Annotated in this window: 17 protein-coding genes; 13 read left to right on the top strand and 4 right to left on the bottom strand. The window is 39.0% G+C overall.

Annotation, left to right across the window (positions count from 1 at the left end; all coding sequences use genetic code 11):
* Positions 1-142 precede the first annotated feature (142 nt).
* Entirely contained in the window at positions 143-457 is a 315-nt protein-coding gene (locus G7061_RS09165) for a hypothetical protein (protein WP_159639242.1), read from the top strand.
* A 52-nt stretch (positions 458-509) separates the two neighbouring features.
* Here G7061_RS09165 and G7061_RS09160 read toward each other — a convergent pair whose 3' ends face one another.
* From G7061_RS09160 to G7061_RS09145, 4 genes are all read right to left on the bottom strand, one after another.
* Positions 510-1,106: an ABC transporter ATP-binding protein gene (locus G7061_RS09160; RefSeq protein ID WP_166120766.1), complete on the bottom strand. Its 597-nt coding sequence runs from the start codon at positions 1,104-1,106 to the stop codon at positions 510-512.
* A gap of 3 nt (positions 1,107-1,109) precedes the next feature.
* Positions 1,110-1,763, bottom strand: coding sequence for an amino acid ABC transporter permease (locus G7061_RS09155; RefSeq protein WP_166120764.1), 654 nt, complete (start codon positions 1,761-1,763; stop codon positions 1,110-1,112).
* The gene (locus G7061_RS09150) at positions 1,760-2,506 is read right to left on the bottom strand and encodes an amino acid ABC transporter substrate-binding protein (protein WP_166120762.1); all 747 of its coding nucleotides are present in this window, start codon (positions 2,504-2,506) and stop codon (positions 1,760-1,762) included. Before G7061_RS09150 ends, G7061_RS09155 begins: the two co-directional genes overlap by 4 nt.
* A gap of 105 nt (positions 2,507-2,611) precedes the next feature.
* Positions 2,612-2,905 (bottom strand): YerC/YecD family TrpR-related protein, encoded by a 294-nt coding sequence (locus tag G7061_RS09145; RefSeq protein WP_159633727.1) that lies wholly within the window; start codon positions 2,903-2,905, stop codon positions 2,612-2,614.
* 273 nt (positions 2,906-3,178) lie between these two features.
* On the opposite strand from G7061_RS09145, the gene G7061_RS09140 reads away from it, so the two are divergent.
* From G7061_RS09140 to G7061_RS09085, 12 genes are all read left to right on the top strand, one after another.
* Entirely contained in the window at positions 3,179-3,892 is a 714-nt protein-coding gene (locus G7061_RS09140) for a response regulator transcription factor (RefSeq protein ID WP_159644705.1), read from the top strand.
* 4 nt (positions 3,893-3,896) lie between these two features.
* Entirely contained in the window at positions 3,897-5,939 is a 2,043-nt protein-coding gene (locus G7061_RS09135; protein WP_159639236.1) for a HAMP domain-containing sensor histidine kinase, read from the top strand.
* 84 nt (positions 5,940-6,023) lie between these two features.
* A complete protein-coding gene (locus tag G7061_RS09130) occupies positions 6,024-6,524 on the top strand; it encodes a DUF2812 domain-containing protein (protein WP_166120759.1) in 501 nt (166 codons plus the stop codon).
* A gap of 46 nt (positions 6,525-6,570) precedes the next feature.
* Positions 6,571-7,560 carry a LacI family DNA-binding transcriptional regulator gene (locus tag G7061_RS09125; RefSeq protein ID WP_159639234.1) on the top strand — a complete coding sequence of 330 codons (990 nt, stop codon included), beginning with the start codon at positions 6,571-6,573 and terminating at the stop codon, positions 7,558-7,560.
* An 83-nt stretch (positions 7,561-7,643) separates the two neighbouring features.
* Positions 7,644-8,720, top strand: coding sequence for a galactose ABC transporter substrate-binding protein (locus tag G7061_RS09120; protein WP_166120757.1), 1,077 nt, complete (start codon positions 7,644-7,646; stop codon positions 8,718-8,720).
* A gap of 48 nt (positions 8,721-8,768) precedes the next feature.
* Entirely contained in the window at positions 8,769-10,277 is a 1,509-nt protein-coding gene (locus G7061_RS09115; protein ID WP_159639232.1) for a sugar ABC transporter ATP-binding protein, read from the top strand.
* Position 10,278: 1 nt separating this feature from the next.
* Entirely contained in the window at positions 10,279-11,286 is a 1,008-nt protein-coding gene (locus G7061_RS09110) for a beta-methylgalactoside transporter (protein WP_159639231.1), read from the top strand.
* A gap of 29 nt (positions 11,287-11,315) precedes the next feature.
* Positions 11,316-12,482 carry a galactokinase gene (locus G7061_RS09105; RefSeq protein WP_166120755.1) on the top strand — a complete coding sequence of 389 codons (1,167 nt, stop codon included), beginning with the start codon at positions 11,316-11,318 and terminating at the stop codon, positions 12,480-12,482.
* Positions 12,466-13,440 (top strand): hypothetical protein, encoded by a 975-nt coding sequence (locus tag G7061_RS09100; protein ID WP_166120751.1) that lies wholly within the window; start codon positions 12,466-12,468, stop codon positions 13,438-13,440. The genes G7061_RS09105 and G7061_RS09100 overlap by 17 nt, the downstream gene beginning before the upstream one ends.
* A 93-nt stretch (positions 13,441-13,533) precedes the next feature.
* Complete coding sequence (locus G7061_RS09095) at positions 13,534-13,827, top strand: PadR family transcriptional regulator (RefSeq protein WP_159633698.1); 294 nt, start codon at positions 13,534-13,536, stop codon at positions 13,825-13,827.
* A 14-nt stretch (positions 13,828-13,841) separates the two neighbouring features.
* Positions 13,842-15,017: a DUF2812 domain-containing protein gene (locus G7061_RS09090; RefSeq protein WP_166120747.1), complete on the top strand. Its 1,176-nt coding sequence runs from the start codon at positions 13,842-13,844 to the stop codon at positions 15,015-15,017.
* Complete coding sequence (locus G7061_RS09085) at positions 15,010-16,158, top strand: DUF2812 domain-containing protein (protein WP_166120744.1); 1,149 nt, start codon at positions 15,010-15,012, stop codon at positions 16,156-16,158. The genes G7061_RS09090 and G7061_RS09085 overlap by 8 nt, the downstream gene beginning before the upstream one ends.
* The last annotated feature ends 48 nt before the right edge of the window (positions 16,159-16,206 follow it).

Raw genomic sequence — 16,206 nt, 5'->3', positions numbered from 1 at the left:
AAACACGTCGAGAATACTTGTTTTAGCTCGTAAATCGATATTTATGAAATGTGAAAGTGTCGTAAAAATCTTGTGTTATCACAGGTGAGTTTATGCATGTGTTCGAGAAAAGTGTTAAGATTAAATCACAAGGAGGGTAATCATGAAAAAATTAGGATACGTAGTTTTGGGTGCAGTTGCGGGTGTCGCAATTTATGAAACACTACGCCAAGCAGGTTATTTAGATGAAATAACCGGTGCAGTGAAACGCACAGCAGGAGAATACCTTGATGATCCAATGATGCAAGTTGATGGTTGGATTGACACAGGAAAAGGAAATATCAAGAATGCAATTCACAAAGCGGATGATGCCATCTCTGACTTTGTAGAGGACGTTAAAGATACAACTGAAACCGTTCAAGAAACAGTTGAAGACGCTGTTGAAGAAACTGTTGAAGAAACATCGGATGCTGCATAATTGCATTTCAAAAGTTGGCGCTAAATTTATGAGTCGCCAACTTTTTTTGTGCCTAAATTGTAGTGAGGTTAATGATTCTTTTGGCGTATTGCTTCATCAAAGCATCATTGTGAGAGATAAAAATGATTGTAATTCCAGTATCATTTAATGCTTTTAAGTGATCCATAAAGGATACAGCACGAGCCTCATCAAGAGCACTCGTAGCTTCATCAACGAGTAGCAAAGTTGGATGAAGCATTAAAGCGCGCACAATCGCAACACGTTGTTTTTCACCACCACTCAAGGTTTGAGGGAATTTATCAGATAGATTAGCAATTGCATAGTGATCCATCAATGAACGTGCTTGTATTTCAATTTCTTGGATGTTTCGGTCCTTCTTATGTGATGGCGCTAAGATAATGTTTTGCCAGACATTCAAGTGTGGAAAGAGTTGATAATCTTGAAAAATCATACCTGTGTGTTCAAAAGAATTAGTATAGGATCCGGAGGTGGGGGTCTGTAGCGATGCAATAATCCGTAAAAGTGTTGATTTTCCAACGCCACTTGGACCTGCTAAAGCTACAAAGTCCCCTGGTTGGACCGTCAGATTTAGCCCTTCGATCACTTTATTTTGGTGATACGAAACACTGAGATTTTTTATTTGAATCATTGTTTAGACCTCGACCTTCCATTTTTGAGAGAGTGATTTTACCGTAACTACGACGATTAAAGTAAATAATAAATAGAACACACCACTGAAGACAAGAGCATCTACACGTGTATCACGGGAGAGTGCTTCTTTGGATACCATGAGTAAATCAGGTAAGGCAACGGTGGCAAGGAGTGCGGTATCTTTCACCAGTGTGATGGCTTCATTTCCGATGACATAAATTGTATTTGCAAATACTTGCGGAATAATGACTGATTTTAATGTTGTCCATCGCGAAAGCTCAAGCATCAAAGAGACATCCCATTGCCCAGGGTCAATACTTGCGAAGCCGCCTTTAAAAATTTCGATAAAATAAGCCGCATAATTAATCGTAAACGTTAAAATAGCGAAGAGAAGACGTTTGTCTCGAATGGTAATTTGAAAAAGAATGGGTAATCCATAAAACACAAAATAAAGTTGAAGCAATAAAGGTGTACCTCGAATTATCCAGGTAAAGACATCGATAATTCGGGTTAGACCCTTAATTTTCGATTGTGTCAGTAATGCACCAAGAAAGCCAAGTGGAATCGAAAGCAAAAGCGTTACGACATAAACAATCAGTGTTAATTGGATGCCGGACAAAAGTATAGGCAGCAAATTTGAAAGGTATGCCATCATAGGCTAAGGTCCTCGCCAAACCACTTTATACTTAAATCACGCAACGTCCCATTTTGACGTAATGTTTCGATTGCTGTATTCAAAGATGTCTGAAGTTCGGTGTCGTCCATTCGTAATCCGATACCATATTGTTCGGCTGTGAGTTTTATGCCTTCGACAATCCTGTAATCATCACTTTGGTTCATGACATAGTTAGCGTAAATAGCATCAGTTACAACAACATCAATGCTTTGTGCCTTTAAATCCAATAATGCTTCATTAATCGATGTGAACCGGCGAATGTTTAAAGTATTGATATCAAACAAAGACTCTAACGTGTGATAACCACTGCTTTCTGATTCGACACCTATGGCGACTGTAGATAAATCATCAAGAGATTGAAGTGTCGTGTTATTTTTGTTGGTGATGAGAACGATCGCATTATCAATGTAGGGTTGTGTAAATAACACTTCTTTTTGTCGTGACGGTGTGATGCTAAAGCCATTCCAAATTGCATCAATATTACCGCTGTTTAATTCTAAAATTTTAGTGTCCCAGTTAATGTATTGGAATTCAATAGTGAACTCCATTTCATGCGCTACAGCACGTGCTAAGTCGATATCAAATCCGACAGCTTGCCCCGATTCATCACGGTACCCCAAGGGTGGAAAATTTGTATAACCAATCGTTAGGGTATCGCTTTTTGTCTTAGCACAACCGGATAAGACTATTAAGACTGAAATCATCAGTAGTAGTTTTTTCATAAGTAGTATCTCCTTGCAGCTATCATACACTAACACTTTATTTCAGTAAAGTGTTAAAGTGAAAAAAGCAAAATAAAACGTCGCAAAGGACGTTTTTTCCATGTTTTATTTCGAACTGTTTGATTTCGGATTGAGGACTTTTTGGTATCCACCTGTACCATAGTTTAGGGCTTTGTTGACACGTGCGATGGTTGCGGTACTCATTTTGGTTTGTTTGCTGATGGCATCATAGGTTTGATTTTCATGTAACAATTTCGCAACAAACAAGCGTTCCGAAAAATCTAATAATTCTTTGATGGTGCATAAATCAATAAGAAAATTGCGGACATCGGTCTCATTATCCAGTGATGCCAATACGTTTACCAATTCATTAAATTTTTCGTTATCCTCAAATACCATACTATTGACCTACCTTCATTTATAGTCAAATTGTACTGAATCCAGCTTGAATAATCAATAGAATCCCTTGGTTGCCTCCTAAAGTAAGCGTTCTTAAGAAAATCTTAAGAATTGTCATAGCCGATTCCTAAGAATCCTTTGCGATAATAACAATCGAAAGGGGAATGGTATGGATACACTATTTTTAGTTCTATGCTTAGCGCTTACTGTATTTGGCGCAATTGTACATTCTGATCAATAATAACTATAATATTTATAATGGAGGCAACAGTAATGACACATACTTTATTGGTGGTTGAAGATGATTTGGGAATTCGCGAGGCCATCGCAATTAATTTAGAGAAACAAGGGTACACGGTACTGCAAGCATGCAATGGTAAAGAGGCATTAGACATCGTTACCAAAGAAACCATTCATCTAGCAATCGTAGATATTATGATGCCAGAAATGGATGGTAGTACGTTTACGATGCATGTTCGCATGAAGCATAACTTTCCCATCATCTTCTTAAGTGCAAAGTCAGAAGAAGTTGATAAAGTTCAAGGGCTCAATCTTGGGGCCGATGACTACATGACAAAACCATTCAGTAGTATAGAGTTACTTGCCCGGGTGCGCTCGCACTTGCGTCGGTATGAGCAGACACTGGATTTACATGCACAACTAAGTCGTAAGACAAATCCGAAATTTTACCAAGTTGGTGGTCTGGTACTCATGCCTGAATTGAAGCATGTCGAGGTGGATGGAGAGTCGGTTCACTTAACTCCAAAGGAATACCAAATCTTAGAACATCTTATAAAGCATCCAGGACATGTTTTTTCAAGTGATGCGCTGTATGAAGCAGTATGGCAAGAAACCGCAATTTCAAGTGAGACCATCATGGTTCACATCCGCAAGATACGCGAAAAAATTGAAATTGATCCGAAAAATCCACGCTATCTCAAAGTAGTTTGGGGTGTAGGCTACAAAATAGAAAAAGATACCGAGTAAACTTATGAAAAAGAAACTATTATTTACAACATTGTTATTAATTTTAATCGGAGCGTTGGGATACGGTTCAAACGTCTTAATCCAACCCAATGCCACCATCCGTCCGATTGCGACCAATGAGTTGATGAGTCGTTATCCACATTCAATGACGATAGTAGCGGCGACCTATTCACATGCAAATGATACACAGACTGAGGTGCTTCATGATGTGAAGGCCGCGAGCCAAGATTCCAATTTTGAACGTATTGTCTATAAGAGTATGGAAGATGTATCCAAACAGTTTGTGAATGACCCTGCCATCCGTTTTTGGCTGGTAGATAAAAACACACAAGAAGTGGTTGCAGGTTCAAATGCGGCTGATTTTGCGAAAAGAGATGATAAGGATTTGTTTCAGTGGTCATTGACGGTCTATGCACCTGAAGATTTCCAACCGTATATGGATACGGCACGGTTTCCATACGAACGTTTAGGTGTTCGATATCCAGATAATCCAGAATTTCAGGGTTCCTATACATTCAGTGATAAATTCGATTATGTATTCGCATTATCTGCTAATCAGACAGAACTTAAAGAGTCCGAAATCGCAACTACTATAGCGTCCAATTACCGAATGTATCAAAACACTGCAGCAACGATTTTGGTTGCTGGCATCATGATTTTGGCGGTGTTCTTTCTAATTTACCCAATTAGCATCTCCAGTTCAGTTTCGCCATTCAAGAATTTGTGGAATCTCAAGCTTGAACTTGTGGTAATATTCTTGGGAATATTGGTGAGTTATGCGACAGTTTTCATATTATCAATAGGTTCTATCTATGCGTATCGTATGGATGACATATTTTTAACACTTTCTATGGGTAAGGCGATTTCATATGGTCTTATTGCATCACACCTGTACCTCGCATGGGCGGCTGTCTATGCTATATATGCGCTCTTACTATTTTATGTGAAACGCGTTCTAACATTCGGAATATTTAGAACCTTAAAAGAAAAATCCTATACAGGTCGTATCTTATGTCGGTTAAAACAAAATTCGGATGAGATTTTAACATCGCCTCTTACACCAAAATTCAAAAATCGAATTATGGCTTTAGTGGCAATTAATACTCTAATTATTCTAATTCTAATTGGTATGGGTTCGGTAGGAGTCGTGTTTGCACTCATCTATGGCGTCGTCTTGGCGTATTACAGTATACGTTTGTTGAATGGTGTGAAACGTGATTATTTAGCACTGCAAGCACAAGCTGCGCATATTGCACGTGGTGATTTCGATACCGTCGAACCAATGCAAACAACGATATTTAGGCCAATTCTGGATGAATTATCAACCATTAATAAAGGCTTCGATCACGCCGTTAAAGAAGCAATGCAATCACAGTTAACGAAAACAGAATTAATTACAAATGTCTCGCATGATCTAAAAACACCACTAACAGGCATTCGTAATTATAGTGAACTCTTGCAGGACGATACATTGGATAATGCCACACGTTTGGAGTACACAATGCGCCTTAACAGTTATACCGAACGTCTTACAAAACTGATTGAAGATTTGTTCGATATCAGTAAAGCAAGCTCAGGAGAAATTCGATTGGAATTTCAAGAACTGGATATCGTGTCTCTGGTTGAACAAGCACTTATTGAGCATCAAGATACACTCGAAAATCGTGATATTCAAGTTGTAACGGAAATCGCGGATCAACCATTAATGGTTAATTTGGATGCCGACAAAACATTTAGGATTTTCGATAACATTATTCAAAATGTTGTGAAATATGGAATGGAGCATACGCGTTTCTATGTCGATGTATCAGTCCATGAATCAAATGTACGCGTTTCAATGAAGAACATCTCTGCATCACCTCTTAACTTGAAACCAGATGAAGTTGTTGCACGGTTTGTCCGTGGTGATAAGTCTCGAACGGAAACGGGAAGCGGGCTTGGACTAGCAATCGCACAGAGCTTTACACAAATTCAAGCAGGACAATTTACCATTGAAATTGATGGCGACCTGTTCAAGGTTATTATTGAATTCCCATGTAACCACTAGAAACCGCCATAAGGTGGTTTTCTTTTGCTATCTTGACGAGGGCGTCATTTATGACTAAACTGAAAGCAATTGGAGGAAGTACTCATGATTGAAAAAAAATACTTTGGATTGGATCAAGTTGCTGATGAAATTCGCTATTTGGAAGCTAAAGAAGGGTATATCCTCAAAACATTTGATGGTGAACGCTATACGTTTGATCCGACCGATAAAGGCCCATTAACGTATGCGGTCCATTTCTCGGTAGAACCTGCGTCACTTCAGGATTATACTGATGCTGGATTCGTGATGTGTTGTGAATATTTGGGGAGTCAAGGAGGCTATTACTACTTCTTTGCTCGCCCACAAACGATAACACTGCCAGTTCCCCAAAATTATGATGATCGCAAAGATGCGATTCAACTTAAAGTGAATCGTGTTGACCGATTCGTAGGTGTTGTGTTGATTGCAGTCATCTTTCTATATGCCTATTTCTTTATGAAAGATTTGAATGGCTTGTATCTGCTAGTCCTGATTCCAACACTGGGATTGGCTGCATATGTCTACATTGTACGCCAACGTTATCAACGTTTCATTAAAAACAACTAGATATTTTACTAAAAATTTACTATAGTGATATCAGGAGGCATAATTTATGGCTACATTAAAAGATATCGCAAAATTAGCGAAGGTAAGTACATCAACCGTTTCACGAATTTTAAATGATGATCCAACGCTAAATGTAAAAGAAGAAACACGAGAAGCAGTTTTACTTGCTGCACAATCTCTAGAATATAATACAAAGTCAAACATGATCAACAATTCGATCGCTATTATTCAATGGATATCGAGTGAAGAGGAAGAGGAAGATCCGTACTATTATGCATTGCGGAAAAGTGTGGAGAGCTTTTGGATTAAAGAACGCTATCGCGTACATCGATTTTATAAAGATAATATGGAAGATGTCTTTACCCAACAATTTGATGGCTTAATTTGTCTTGGAAAGTTCTCGATGGAGCAAGTAGAGTCGCTATCACAAGCTAATTCAAACCTTATCTTTGTTGATTCGAATCCAGACGAAACACGATTCACCTCGGTGGTCCAAGATTTGGAAATGGCTTCAAAACTGGCTCTACAACACCTGTGGTCGCTTGGACATACAACAATTGGATATATCGGCGGGAAAGAGTTTATGGGGCCAGAACAAGCACCATATCAGGATAAACGAGAAAAACATTATATCGAAATGATGGACCAAAAGGGACCATCCAATTATAAAGAACACATTCATTTTGGAACATTCAATGCGCGTACAGGATATGACGCAATTATTGATGCAGCTAAAACCAACCGGTTAGCGACTGCATATTTTTGTGCATCTGATACGATTGCGATGGGTGCCATTCGCGCGCTGGGCGAACTAAAAAAATTGGATGTGGTATCGATTGTTGGTTGCAATGATATCGCAACATCACGCTATTTGAATCCACCACTTACCACCGTTCGCTTAAATACAAAGTTGATGGGAGATATCGCGTCATCACTTCTGTTAATCCAAATAAACACTGGACATAACACCCCAAGTAAAACCCAAATAGTTCCGAAACTCATTAAACGTGAATCTGCGAAATTGGTAAACGTTTAGTAAACTTCGTTGACAAAAGCGCTTACATTGCATATTATGAACGTACACAAGCAATATACTTTTGTCAAAGGGAGGACAATAGAATGAAGCAATTGAAAAAAGTACTCGTCATATTATTTGCGTCTGTACTGCTCGTAGCGTGTGGTGCAAACAATGCCAAGACCGATGGGTCTACAGGTTCTGGAAAAACATATAATGTTGGTGTTGCGATTTATCGATTTGATGACAACTTCATGACACTCTACCGCCAAGAGCTAGAAAAATACTTTGGTGAGTTGGGTGCTAAAGATGGTAATACTTATAAATTAGACATCCAAGATGGTAAACAAGACCAGTCAACACAGACCGAGCAAATCAATAATTTTATTGCTCAAGGAAAAGATGTCATTATTGCTAACTTAGTTGATCCAACTGCGGCAGCATCTGTAATTAATGCAGCCAAAGCTAAAGAAATACCTGTTGTCTTAATTAACCGTGAGCCAACCCCTCAAGACTTAGAAATTTGGCCAGGTAAAACAACCTATGTTGGCGCTGATGCAACACAATCAGGAACAATTCAAGGTGAAATGATTGCAGGTCTTCCAAACAAGGGAGATATCAACGGTGATGGTAAAATCTCATATATTACATTAATGGGTGACCCTGCAAACGTTGATGCACAGCAACGTACTGAATATTCAATTAAAGGATATGAGGCAAAAGGTGGAACTGTAAACCTACTCGCACAACCTTACCAAGCAAACTGGGACTCCGCTAAAGGACAAGAATTCACAGCGAGTGCGTTGGAACAATTTGGTAAAGATCTTGAAGTAATCTTTGCAAACAACGATGGTATGGCAGTTGGTGCGGTTACTGCAATTAACGCTGCTGGACGTAAAGTTGGCGAAGATATCTATATTGTCGGTGTTGATGCAATTCCTGATGCACTTGAATTGCTGAAAAATGGACAATTGACAGGAACAGTCCTCAATGACCACTTTAACCAATCACACACCGCTGCAGATGTTGCTGTTGAATTAATGCAAGGTAAAGATATTGAAGCATACTACTGGCATGATTACGTTGGTGTAACGAAACCTGAAGATGCAGAATTGAAACGTGTGGATGCACGTAAAGAAACGATTGCAGAAATTAAAGTACGTTACGCGGAGCGCGGATAGAAACATTAAAGTGTGCTTCGGCACACTTTTTTAATAGGTAGGTAAATTATGGAAACAAACATACTCGAAATATCAAACTTAACAAAATCATTTCCTGGTGTTAAAGCTCTAGATAACGTTCAACTGGCACTTAAGCCTGGGACCGTGCATGCCTTAATGGGTGAAAACGGAGCCGGTAAATCAACGTTGATGAAATGTCTCTTCGGGATTTACCATCGCGACGCTGGAACGGTTATCTATAATGGCCAAGAAGTTGAGTTCAAAAATGCTAAAGAGGCCATGGATGCAGGATTAGCAATGATTCATCAAGAACTTCAACCGATTCGTAAAATGACGATTGCAGAAAATATATTTCTTGGGAAATATCCATTGAATCGTTTTGGCTTAGTTGACCATAAAAAAATCAATGCTTGGACTAAAGATTTACTTGAAGAGGTTGGTTTAGACAAAAAGCCAACGGCACTTTTAGAGACGTTAACTGTTTCGCAGATGCAGTCGGTTGAGATTGCAAAAGCGATATCGCACAATGCCAAAATTGTCATTATGGATGAGCCCACATCATCGCTAACAACATCAGAAGTTGAAATGCTCTTTAGTATTATTGATCGTTTAAAGAAAAAGAATATTGCGATCATCTATATTTCTCATAAGATGGATGAAATCTTACGTATTTCCGATGAAATTACCATTATGCGTGATGGACAATATGTTAACACATGGTCCAGTTCTGAAATGAGTGTTCAATCCATCATTAAAAATATGGTTGGTCGTGAACTGACAAGCATGTTTCCCGAAAAAACCAATGTGCCACATGAGAATGTCATTCTACGGGTTGAAAACCTTACATCAACTGATCCTTTATCCTTCAAAGAATGCTTCTTTGAACTACAACAGGGTGAGGTACTGGGAGTTGGTGGACTTGTTGGGGCACAACGGACTGAGCTGATGGAAGCGATCTTTGGCATCCGTCCTATTGAGCAAGGCTTAATCAAAATTAATGGAACCCAAACGATTATTAAACATCCAAATGATGCCATTGCCAATAAAATAGCGCTGGTAACTGAAGATCGCCGCAGTACTGGAATATTTGGGGTTTTGTCTGTTGAAGATAACATCGCAATTACATCCATTGATGATCATATTAAATACGGAATAATTAATGATAAGAGTGTGAATACGATGGTTACGGATTCAATTGAAAAACTCAGAATCAAAACCGCATCGAAACGTACTAAAATCGAAAACTTGTCTGGGGGAAATCAACAGAAAGTTATTTTAGCCCGATGGCTTGCAAATAATCCAGACATCTTAATTCTGGATGAACCAACTCGAGGGATTGATGTTGGCGCTAAATTTGAAATCTATCAAATAATCAACGATTTAGCAAACCAAGGAAAAAGCATCATTATGATTACATCTGAAATGGCGGAGTTACTGAACGTATCCGATCGAATTATGGTTATGTGCGAAGGCCGTATATCTGGATTCCTTGATAGCAAAGATGCTACGCAAGAATCTGTGATGACACTCGCAACCAAATTTATGCAGGGAGAATAGTATGACAACTAAATTATTTAAAAAAGATAAAAAAATAGATATTCAAAAAATACTTACCGATTACTCAATGTTCATCGTGGTAGCGGTTATGATTATTTTCACGGGGACTACCCAAAGTAATTTCTTTACCATTGGAAATGCATCAAACATTCTCGCTAATACGTCAGTACGGTTTATCATTGCGCTTGGTATCTCGGGAACATTGATTATCCGTGGAACCGATTTGTCTGCAGGTCGAATTGTTGGATTCTCCGCAATTTTAGCAGGAACATTAGTACAGCAACCTGATTTTGTTGGCAAGTTTTTTCCGAATTTACCAGATTTACCAATCTTTGTGCCACTGCTAATCGTTATCGCAGCATGTGCATTGTTAGGATTAATGAATGGTATCATTATTGCGTATTTCCACGTTCCACCATTCTTGGCAACTTTGGGAACACAAATTATGATTTATGGATTCAATATGCTCTATAGTGGTAACCAACCAATTGGGACATTTAAAGACTCGTACATTCAAGTTGGTCAAGGGAAACTGTTTGGGACCATCCCATACTTGGTAATTATTGCAGCGATTGTCGGTATCGTCATGTGGGTTCTTTATAATAAAACCCGTTACGGAAAAAATATGTACGCAATTGGTGGTAACGAACAAGCAGCTGAAGTTTCAGGAGTTAACGTGCCACGCACTAAAATCAAAATCTTTGTACTTGCAGGGGCACTTTATGGACTGGCTGGTTACTTACTATCCGCAAAAACAGGATCCGTAGGACCTTCATCAGGTACAAGTTATGAATTAGAAGCAATTGCTTCTGCTACTATTGGTGGGGTATCAACAACAGGAGGACAAGGGACCGTTCCTGGAATCTTACTTGGGGTCTTTGTCTTTGAGCTATTGAAAGTGTGTTTAGCATATTTAGGGGTTAAACCAGATATGACAAACGTTATCCAAGGGATTGTGATTGTTATTGCAGTAGCGTTAGATATTCGTAAATCAATGCGTAAAAAATAAGCTTAGGGAGTCTTTTTAGGAGGGGCATTATGGAATTATTAGAGAATAAATTTGAGTCGGTTTTTGGGAAAGAATATGATTACGCATTTTTTGCACCAGGTCGGATTAACTTGATTGGTGAACATATTGATTACAGTGGCGGTAACGTATTTCCATGTGCAATTACAAATGGTACCTACGCTTTGGTGCGTATCCGCGATGATCATAAATTTCGCTTTGTATCACTCAATGTTTCGGATACAGAGGTCTTAGAAATTGACGCATCAGACTTAGCATATGATGAAAATCATGGTTGGGTAAACTATGCTAAAGGGATCATTGCAACCATTGCACAAAAAGGACTATCTATCGATACGGGATTTGAAGTACTTTACTATGGTAATATTCCAAATGGTGCGGGATTGTCCAGTAGTGCGTCGCTTGGGATTGTGACGGCAGAATTTATTCGTAAAATTAATCAATTGCCATTAAGTGATCTCGATCTTGTGGTTGTTACCAAAGATTCTGAGAATCAGTATATTGGGGTAAATACGGGAATTATGGACCAATTTACGGTTATGTTTGGACAAAAGGATACAGCATTGCGTCTTAACACCGAAACACTTGATTATGAACGCGTACCGGTGCAATTGGAAGGTCATAAAATCGTAATTATGAACACGAATAAACAACGGGCACTCGCTGATTCAAAATATAATGAACGTTTGGAGGAATGTGCACGCGCTTTATCAATCATTCAGAATCATTACGATGTCAGTGAACTATGCCAACTCAACCGCGAACAATTAGAAGCTATTGTGGATGCCTTTAGAGATGATATGGTTGCATACCGACGTGCCCGTCATGCCATCAGTGAAAATGATCGTGTTCATCGTGCGGTTCGTAAACTGCGTCATGGTGAACTTCTTGCATTCGGTAAACTGCTCAATGCAAGTCACAAAAGTCTTAAAGATGATTATGAAGTTACAGGTAAAGAGCTTGATACCATTGTTGAAGCAGCATGGGACGAAGCATCATGTATTGGTGCCCGCGTAACAGGCGCTGGTTTTGGCGGGTGTGCAATAGCAATTGTTACTACCGATGCCATTCCAACATTTATCAAAAACGTTGGAAACAAATACAAAGAAGTTATTGGTTATGAAGCAAACTTTTATGTCGCAGAAATCGGTGACGGTTCTCATGAAATTAAACGTTGAAGTTTTACATGAGGCATTTACGGATGTTATTGCATTATCCAATGGTATCATCGATATTCGTGTGTTAACGTACGGTGCAACACTAATTCATTTTGGATTTGTGAATGAGCCTAACTGTGTTGTTCGCTACCAAGACCTCGATTTGTATGAATCCAATCCAGTGTATCTTGGTAGTGTTGTTGGTCCAACCGCTGGACGCATCAAAGACGGTCACTTATGTGTGGATAAAAAAGAATATGCACTTTCAATCAACAATCATCCGAACCACCTTCACGGTGGTTACCAATCACATGCTTTTAAAACATTCTCATACACAATAATAGAGGATGGCATTCGGTTTGAGTTGGAGGATACACCACATGATGGTTATACATTAACATTCAAGACGACAATAACCTACCAACTCCAAGATGCACAACTCATTGTTACAACATCTGCCCTTCCGAGCGAACCGTTTCCAGTCAACATTACGACACACAATTACTTTAATTTAGATGGAAGCAATTCTCTCGCAAACCATTCTTTAAAAGTTGAAGCTAATGAAATTTACACGGTTGATGCGAGTTTAGCGAATGATGGTGTTACGCTCAATGTTGCGCATACCGCATTTGATTTTAGAGCTTGGAAATCAATCGAAGAAGCATTAACACAGAAGCATCCAGAATTTAAAAAAACACGCTTTATTGATCACGATTATCGCCTTGATGGAAAACTCTATCTAAAAACGCAAACGCGGATGTTGGTGTGTGAAACATCACTACCAGTTTTACGTCTTTACTTTGCGAATTATTTTGATGAAACCTTTAAACAGGAACATGGTGAGGACGCACACAATTTTAGTGCCCTTGCAATCGAGCCGCAGTTCCCTGCGAATGCGATCAACTTTGGACAAGGCGACATTTTTTCCGCAGACACTCCTTATACCTCACGGTCGTCTTATACGTTGTATCGCCTTTAAAAGTCACTTTGTGACTTTTTTTTATTTGGTAGGTTAAACAGACTGTGCTATAATATCGATAGATGATATCGTTGGTCGATATTGGAGGTGTACATGACAGAAACAATGATTTATGTTCTTATGGCACTGCAACATCGTGATATGTTTGGGAAAGAAATTGTAGACTGGGTAGCAGAGAAAACGAACCGTCGTGTTGTCTTGGGACCAGGAACGCTGTATACAATACTTGCGAAGTTCGAGAGTGATGGCTATATTTATGAAACGAACCGCGAAGGTCGTGCTCGTACCTATACAATGACAACTAGAGGAACCTCTGCGCTCCATAATGCGATTGATAATTACAAGCAAATAATACTTGATGCCCAAGAGGTGCTCAAAGAAAATTAGAAAGGAGGGTTGAAATGCTTGAATTTCGAAATGTAAGTCCTTCTGCATACGTAGCGTATGAGGCATACTTGAATGAGATGGTTACGAGAGGGTATCATCTCAAAAGTTTCTATTCACTCTATCAACGATTTGAAAAAAATAGTGACATTAACGTTCGATATGAAATCATTCCCAAAGCCCACCGAAGGTATAAAGGATTTCTAGAAAATAATCGTGAGTTTAAAGCATTCATTGAATCATTTGATCGTAAATTTATCGCTTGGTTCGGTCCTTTTGCTATTTTTGAAACATCGATATCAAACATTTCAACACGCGACATCTCGACGGACTTAGACCTTGAACCACTTCAAAGACACATTCGCCAAATGCGATGGAATGGAAGAGTGCAGATCGGAGTCGTTGTACTTATATTGATTCAAATTGTACTTGCGACAGATCTCAACATTCTCACCAATTCCCTAAAAGTTTGGTCGCTATTTCTATTCTCGTATACATCCATTACTGGTTTTAAAACGCTAAAAGATACGCGACACGATCTCGAACGGCTTCAAAATCGGCAATTTGTTCGCTTTGTACCTGGTTATCGTTATGAAGGCATTGCTTCAGTACTATCTTTTATTACTTTTGTAGGACTCTTGGTTATTGGAATGTTCAACTTAGCCAATCAGTGGGAACTAGTATTGGGTCTTTGGCTTTTGATAGGTGTGCATACTTTCGACACTATTTACCGTTTAAAATCTTCGTCCCAACAAACAACGTCAAAACGCACCAAGTTTATTGGTGTCAGTTGTATTGGTTTTATACTTGCAATCGGAATACTCTTGGGGATGCAACCCTATAAAGAAAAAGTTGTTCATGCACACCCAAGCTATTATGAAACGGAATCAGTCGTTGCTACGTATAGTGAATCGGTGTTCGCATCACGATACACATTGCGCGACATGCAATCTAGAGAGGGTGGGGAAGCAATACTTGAACCAACTTCAACGGTTATCGTGATGCGGTTGCATGCGCCGATGATGCGTCCGTTATTAGATTATGAGATGTTGCGCTATTCAACGGAGCATGATTTCACCATCATTGAAGCATCGACGGATGTCTATGTGCTTCACAACAGCACTGAACCAAATCAAGAAATGATAACAATGTTAGCCCAAGAGGGAATCTCAATGGAGGAAAGTTATGATTGAATTCAGACGTATCAAATTGTCCCAGTATAAGCATTACGAAGCCTATCTTAATGAAAAAGTACAAGAAGGGTATCATTTAAAACGTTTCACGCTCTTCTTTCAACAGTTCGAATCTAGTGATGATAAGACCCTTCGATACGAATTGATTCCGATGCCATCACGTAATTCTAAAGGTTGGGGTAATAATGAATATGCATTTCGTGAATTTATGAAGACGTTTGGCCGAACTATCGTGGGCTGGATTGAACCCATTGCGATCCTCAAAACGCACGAACCAGCATTCGATGAGGCTCATAATATTCAGGAGTTAGAGCTTGAACCGATTAAAAAGCGCTTAAAACGGAACGCACTATTTTACTTAATGTTAATTGGAATGTGGATGTATACGATGTATACCTCAACCCAAGCAAAGTACATGACGATAACAAGTCAGGCAAGTCTTGGAACATTTATACTCTATCCATATTTGATTTTGACGTATTCAATCTATACCTATTCTTATTTTAAGGAGTATCAAAATTTGAAACATGGTCGATACTCTGATTTCAAACCAGGTAAAAAATATACGAACTTGATCAACGTATTCGCAGCACTTACCATCTCATTGTTAATTATTAGATGGAGTGGCCTGTTTGAGAATATAGTCAGCATTAAAGGAATCTTATGGGTAATCATCATTTCCGCAGTCGTTTTAGGAGTTGTGAAGATTATCAAACATACTAAGATTCATAAATACCTGAAATATCTAGCGGTTGCTGTCTCTGTATATTTGATATTCGTGATTTCGTTTAACGTGTTGTTTATGAGCACCTTGACATCACTTGGAAACCCACGTGAACCCAATCCAGAGCATTCTGAAAATATCGGAAGTTGGTTCGAGGAATCTGTAATTGCCTCGGAATATCGGGTTTACGATATTCTAGAAAAACCGAGCCCAGATGATAGATCATATAGTGCCGTTGTCCTTCATTTGAAAACACCATGGATGCGTCCGATTTTTGACTACCAAGCGAATCGTTATGCAGAATACTTCAACTATAATCTGAAGAAAGTCGACGATACGCACTATCTTCTTGAGAGTGGTGAGAATCCAACACCCGAGATTCGAGCGCTCATTGGTAAGAAACTTTCAATAGACTAAACAAAGTATCTCTTGATAATTGCTATCGCATTTTTCGTTCGAATTGAT

This window comes from Erysipelothrix sp. HDW6B (genome assembly GCF_011301115.1).
In the GTDB taxonomy this organism is placed as follows: domain Bacteria; phylum Bacillota_I; class Bacilli_A; order Erysipelotrichales; family Erysipelotrichaceae; genus Erysipelothrix; species Erysipelothrix anatis.
Note: the sequence above shows the minus strand (reverse complement) of the source record. Positions and strands in the feature narration are given on the sequence as shown.

Excerpts from the sequence above, each read along its gene's own strand:
- G7061_RS09165 (WP_159639242.1), top strand. The coding sequence starts at position 143 with ATGAAAAAATTAGGATACGTAGTTTTGGGTGCAGTTGCGGGTGTCGCA.
- G7061_RS09115 (WP_159639232.1), top strand. The coding sequence starts at position 8,769 with ATGGAAACAAACATACTCGAAATATCAAACTTAACAAAATCATTTCCT.
- G7061_RS09110 (WP_159639231.1), top strand. The coding sequence starts at position 10,279 with ATGACAACTAAATTATTTAAAAAAGATAAAAAAATAGATATTCAAAAA.
- G7061_RS09105 (WP_166120755.1), top strand. The coding sequence starts at position 11,316 with ATGGAATTATTAGAGAATAAATTTGAGTCGGTTTTTGGGAAAGAATAT.
- G7061_RS09120 (WP_166120757.1), top strand. The coding sequence starts at position 7,644 with ATGAAGCAATTGAAAAAAGTACTCGTCATATTATTTGCGTCTGTACTG.
- G7061_RS09140 (WP_159644705.1), top strand. The coding sequence starts at position 3,179 with ATGACACATACTTTATTGGTGGTTGAAGATGATTTGGGAATTCGCGAG.
- G7061_RS09100 (WP_166120751.1), top strand. The coding sequence starts at position 12,466 with ATGAAATTAAACGTTGAAGTTTTACATGAGGCATTTACGGATGTTATT.
- G7061_RS09125 (WP_159639234.1), top strand. The coding sequence starts at position 6,571 with ATGGCTACATTAAAAGATATCGCAAAATTAGCGAAGGTAAGTACATCA.
- G7061_RS09160 (WP_166120766.1), bottom strand. The coding sequence starts at position 1,106 with ATGATTCAAATAAAAAATCTCAGTGTTTCGTATCACCAAAATAAAGTG.
- G7061_RS09130 (WP_166120759.1), top strand. The coding sequence starts at position 6,024 with ATGATTGAAAAAAAATACTTTGGATTGGATCAAGTTGCTGATGAAATT.
- G7061_RS09150 (WP_166120762.1), bottom strand. The coding sequence starts at position 2,506 with ATGAAAAAACTACTACTGATGATTTCAGTCTTAATAGTCTTATCCGGT.
- G7061_RS09095 (WP_159633698.1), top strand. The coding sequence starts at position 13,534 with ATGACAGAAACAATGATTTATGTTCTTATGGCACTGCAACATCGTGAT.
- G7061_RS09090 (WP_166120747.1), top strand. The coding sequence starts at position 13,842 with ATGCTTGAATTTCGAAATGTAAGTCCTTCTGCATACGTAGCGTATGAG.
- G7061_RS09085 (WP_166120744.1), top strand. The coding sequence starts at position 15,010 with ATGATTGAATTCAGACGTATCAAATTGTCCCAGTATAAGCATTACGAA.
- G7061_RS09145 (WP_159633727.1), bottom strand. The coding sequence starts at position 2,905 with ATGGTATTTGAGGATAACGAAAAATTTAATGAATTGGTAAACGTATTG.
- G7061_RS09135 (WP_159639236.1), top strand. The coding sequence starts at position 3,897 with ATGAAAAAGAAACTATTATTTACAACATTGTTATTAATTTTAATCGGA.
- G7061_RS09155 (WP_166120764.1), bottom strand. The coding sequence starts at position 1,763 with ATGATGGCATACCTTTCAAATTTGCTGCCTATACTTTTGTCCGGCATC.